This is a genomic window from Aliikangiella maris, from assembly GCF_040719265.1.
Taxonomy (GTDB): domain Bacteria; phylum Pseudomonadota; class Gammaproteobacteria; order Enterobacterales; family Kangiellaceae; genus Aliikangiella; species Aliikangiella maris.
In genome coordinates this window covers 1-4518 of the sequence record NZ_JBFDAH010000062.1, presented here as the reverse complement: position 1 = coordinate 4518, position 4518 = coordinate 1, and the positions used below count along the sequence as shown (strand labels likewise).

4 protein-coding genes and 2 pseudogenes are annotated in these 4518 nt (G+C 41.4%); 2 read left to right on the top strand and 4 right to left on the bottom strand.

What is annotated here, in order from left to right; translation table 11 throughout:
- Positions 1 to 211: 211 nt before the first annotated feature.
- The 4 genes from ABVT42_RS21655 to ABVT42_RS21640 form a co-directional block, all read right to left on the bottom strand.
- Positions 212 to 757, bottom strand: coding sequence for a 2OG-Fe(II) oxygenase (locus tag ABVT42_RS21655; RefSeq protein ID WP_353898084.1), 546 nt, complete (start codon positions 755 to 757; stop codon positions 212 to 214).
- 119 nt (positions 758 to 876) lie between these two features.
- Positions 877 to 1734, bottom strand: a complete 858-nt coding sequence (locus ABVT42_RS21650; protein WP_353898085.1) for a DUF2971 domain-containing protein — start codon at positions 1732 to 1734, stop codon at positions 877 to 879.
- 69 nt (positions 1735 to 1803) lie between these two features.
- Entirely contained in the window at positions 1804 to 2103 is a 300-nt protein-coding gene (locus ABVT42_RS21645) for a hypothetical protein (RefSeq protein ID WP_353898086.1), read from the bottom strand.
- An 82-nt stretch (positions 2104 to 2185) separates the two neighbouring features.
- The gene (locus ABVT42_RS21640) at positions 2186 to 2710 is read right to left on the bottom strand and encodes a hypothetical protein (RefSeq protein WP_353898087.1); all 525 of its coding nucleotides are present in this window, start codon (positions 2708 to 2710) and stop codon (positions 2186 to 2188) included.
- Between the two features lie 114 nt (positions 2711 to 2824).
- On the opposite strand from ABVT42_RS21640, the pseudogene ABVT42_RS22445 reads away from it, so the two are divergent.
- Both ABVT42_RS22445 and ABVT42_RS21630 read left to right on the top strand, forming a co-directional pair.
- A pseudogene (locus ABVT42_RS22445) lies at positions 2825 to 3049 on the top strand (IS110 family transposase); the annotation flags it as partial.
- Between the two features lie 127 nt (positions 3050 to 3176).
- Positions 3177 to 4106, top strand: a pseudogene (locus tag ABVT42_RS21630) (IS110 family RNA-guided transposase); the annotation flags it as partial.
- Between the last annotated feature and the right edge of the window lie 412 nt (positions 4107 to 4518).

The window sequence follows — 4518 nt, the reverse complement described above, 5'->3', positions numbered from 1 at the left end:
ATGCTTTTTCCCAAAACTTATTTGCCTCTTCAATATCTTCAACTTTACTATCAATAACTAAAGCTGCAAGTCTACTCTTGTGCATTGTTCCTCCTAAACAACTAACGCCGCTATCACTGGACAGCGGGCTGTAGTTGTAATTTATGTTAACGAAGCGTCAGCGCAGTGCATAAATTGCAACGAAGGACTGCTGTTCCGGTGCATAGCTTTGTTAACTCTGGAAGACTATATCAGTACGAAGCACATATTTGCTACCGGACTCTATCTTAGTGCCTTGATGCCAAAGATGGTGCTCAAAGATAAGTGCTTGACCCGTAACAGCATGGATCTCCACATCATCTTGACGGAACTTGGTGCTGCCACCTTCATAGCCTTCGTTAAGATAAACTAAAAGGGTCATCATCGTAGTATTTCCCGAAACGTCCTGCCTTCCATCTTTGTGCATATTGAACTTCTGGCCAGATGTATAGCGGTAGAAGCGAAAGCGAGGAGATAACCCAATAGCCTTTCTACCTTCGATTTCTGGAAGAAGGTGATGAGGTAGTTTATTCCACCAATCCTCAGCCAGCTTTTCAGAAACCCAATCTACTCGTTCATTATTTCTAATGTGAGTTAAATGAGACCGCCCTTTCCCAGTATCAACATCAGCAGAACGAAACCCATCTTTTTCCGCTTGCACGATAAAATCTTCACATTCTTTACTAGAAAGAAATGAATCAAGTGTGAAAATATTTTCGCTGACTAAGAGTAGATTCATGATTAGGAGTTAACGTTTAGCTCAATGGTGCATAAACTCTGCACATTCAGCAAGTGAAAAACTTCAAACCAAAAACGACGGACGTTATATGCATCCATTGCAGCGCCTTGTTAACACTACTATTCGTAGGACTCACCCCAATATTTAGAATCACCATCCATTACAACGCGCTTTAAACCTATAGTATTATCAAGCCTAACAGTTTGAAAAAGTTTAGTCTTTTTTTGATGATAACGAAGTATATGTGATACTGCTGATTTTGTTTCAACTGGTGTTCTCAGTCCAAAAGTGATACTGGAAATCGCATCAATTTCCAATTTAAACAAATTTCCACCATGTGTCGGAGATAGAAAACGCCATTCCTTTTCATAACTCCAATCAATAGACTTAGTGGAAAACATTTTATAAATGAGTTCCATCACCGCAATATGAGAATGACACATTCCAGTATTCGCATACAGTAAGTACGCATTTCTAATAATGTCTCTTTCTTCTTCATATTCCACTTTTCTAAGCCAATCCAGAGAACCATTTGGAGATTTTGGAAATAGTTTTCTAGGATTATACCCAATGCAGATACCGCAATGATTTTCCCCATAATGAGACCACATCGTTGTGTTTTCAGGAACAGCCGAAAGAGACAAAACCCCGAGATTTTCAGATTCTTTATCCCAGAAATCTCGAAATAAATTAACCTTTTCTTTCAAATGCGAGTTGGGCTTCCCATTGTCAAAAAGTAATTCAAACCCTTTATAACGAATAGTATGGTTATGATTTTTTTGATACCAACATTGATAATTAAGAAAAGCTGATTTAAATTGCTCAATAGAAACATCTACATCACTGATTTTGAATTGAGCATCGAAGGGATCATTTAATTGAGAAGGTTTAGGAATCCACAAACCTTGATTAAGCAAACTTAATATCGTGTATTTCCCAAAATCCCGATATTTAAATAACTCGTCAGGTATTTCCAAGTTTCCACCTTGTAGTGTTAACGCTTAGCTAATAAGCGCGTAGTTGTTTGCGTCTTTTTCAGCGCATGGTTATGTTTTTTCATTCTTAATCCTATCGAGGATAGCAAATGTAGAATTCGCAATCTCAGCTAGTTCATCATTCAGAGTATTTGCATTATCTTCGTCTTCTGGAGCGACATCGCTTATCAGAAAATCATCGATTTCGCATGTCGGAGCGTACTTGAGCCACAAGTCCTCAACGAAAGAAAAATCATGATTCTCAATTTTATCTATGGCGTTTAATGCTTCAGACTGCCAGTCAGATATACCACGTTTTCCAAAATAGTCAGCCGCTTTAGATAAGGCACTTTTTAAATCAGATTCGTTCATCGTTTCGAAACATAACGCCTCAAACAGGGGCGCGCGTTGCGCGTCCCGGCCGAAGGCCCTTGCTGCTTTGACTTGTTATGTTTCATAGCTGCACCGGCTTTAGCCAAAGACTAATAAATGCTGCGCCCACACTAAGGGAATTAGCAGCTAGCAGCCAAAGAAACGCTTTACTTTTATATCTGAACTCTGGAGAAAACCACTTTTTGTATACAGCCCCCTCAAGTAGACCATTAACTAGGCAGCCAAGAAAAAAGGTAGCACCCCATGTAATTGGATTAAATGTGCCCCAACTAAAAGCCCAGTTTATGACAGAGCCTGGAAAGAGCTCCCAACCTATGCCAGCTAAAGGAATTAATACTATACCCGCAATAGCGGAAACGGCATTTGCTGACATGGTAGCTATAGAAGCTTTTTTTGTTGAAAGAGTAAAAAGCCATTTCACAAAGAAAAACTCAACCAGCAGACCAATGCCAATCGCCCACCAAGAAAAAAGGCGTGTTTCTAAATAAAGTGACGGCCAGACAACATTTGCATAAGCAATAGTCGGTAGAAGACAAAGTAAAAATATTACAGGCCTACGCACTACCTCTCCTTGAAACATAGACATAATGACTCCCTAGGAGTTTCAATTAAATTCAGTGCTAGCCCCCTATCGTGGGTTAGCTTTTCAGCCAGTGCCATAATATATGAGTCGTTAAACACCATATAAACGGAGGCTAGCATGAACAACGATACCATAATTTTCATTGGCATGGATACTCATAAAGAGTTCACTGAAATTGCCTATTCGGGTTATTCCAGAAAATCGGCTATCGAACACTTTGGACGTATCAAAACAACTAAACCCGCTATTATAAAATTCGTCAACCAGATGCAATCCAAATACCCTAAAGCGACCTTACATTTTGTTTATGAAGCAGGTCCTTGCGGCTATTGGGTCTACCGGTTACTGACGAGTTTGGGGCATTGCTGTTTTGTCGTTGCGCCTTCACTTATCCCTAAAAAGCCTGGTGATAAAATCAAAACGGATAAGCGTGACGCAATCAATTTAACGCGCCTTCTCAAAAATGCGNTTACTGACGAGTTTGGGGCATTGCTGTTTTGTCGTTGCGCCTTCACTTATCCCTAAAAAGCCTGGTGATAAAATCAAAACGGATAAGCGTGACGCAATGAACCTCACTCGGTTGTTAAAGAATGCCGATATCAGTCCGATTTATGTCCCTGAACCAGAGGATGAAGCCATTCGTGATTTATCTCGGGCAAGAGAGCGCGCAATGAACGACTTATGTGATGCTAAGTATCAACTAAAAGCACTCTTGCTTCGCAATCATATTCACTACGATGGTAAGGCTAACTGGTCGGTTAAGCACATGCGTTGGTTGACCGATATGGTGCTGCCCCACCCTGCGCAACAGATTGTTTTACAAGAAATGATTCAAACCGTCACTGAGCGAATAGCGAGACTGGAAAGACTGGACAACGAGTTAGTTCACCAAGTGAAACGCTGGCGCTATTATCCTGTTGTTAAAGCGATTCAAGCCATGCGCGGTGTTCGTTTATTGGTTGCTGCGAGTGTCATCGCCGAGCTGGGTGATTTAACCCGATTCGACCACCCGAGAAAATTAATGAGTTATGTCGGGTTAGTTCCGGGCGAACACTCCAGCGGCGGCAGACGAAAAGTCGGCAGTATTACCAAATGCGGTAATGGTCGAGCAAGACGATTACTCACCGAGGGGGCGCATTGTTATCGCTACCCAGCCAATATCTCTCATGACCTACAAATTCGTCAAGAAGGCTTGAGCAAAACCATTATCGATATTGCCTGGAAGGCACAGCTTCGATTGTGTAAACGTTATCAACGATTGATGAAACGAGGTAAACATTACAACGTGGTGATTACCGCCATTGCTCGAGAAATGATTGCGTACATTTGGGCCATTTCACGGGAAGTTGTTATTTCTCCTGTTAATCCCAAACAACGACTCTCTCGTGTACCAGCATGATTAAAAGTTTTGGATTCAATTGCAGATTAAACCACGGTAGGTGGTGTAATCTCCGAGGGCGTTAGGATGGCTGATGATGAAAATTAATTAGACCCACGAGCATAGACTGAAGACAGGCACCACGACGAAATAAGTAAGGTAGGTTAATCGCTTGGCGATAAAATCCACAAATACCAGCATGAGAACCGTCGAAAGTTACTGGCTTTAATCTGTGATTGAATTCATCCAACATTTAGATAGTGGCACTTTGAAAAAATAGGGTGGGGATTAGTACGTTTTAATTGACAAAGGGAGTCATACCAACGCCGCGTTCACCGGCTTGTCCGGTGCAACGCTTTGTTAACTCATAGAGACTCTCGCGAAAAGTTTAAAATTTGTTCGCCGTACTGAGCAACGGCCTTCTCCTTTAATG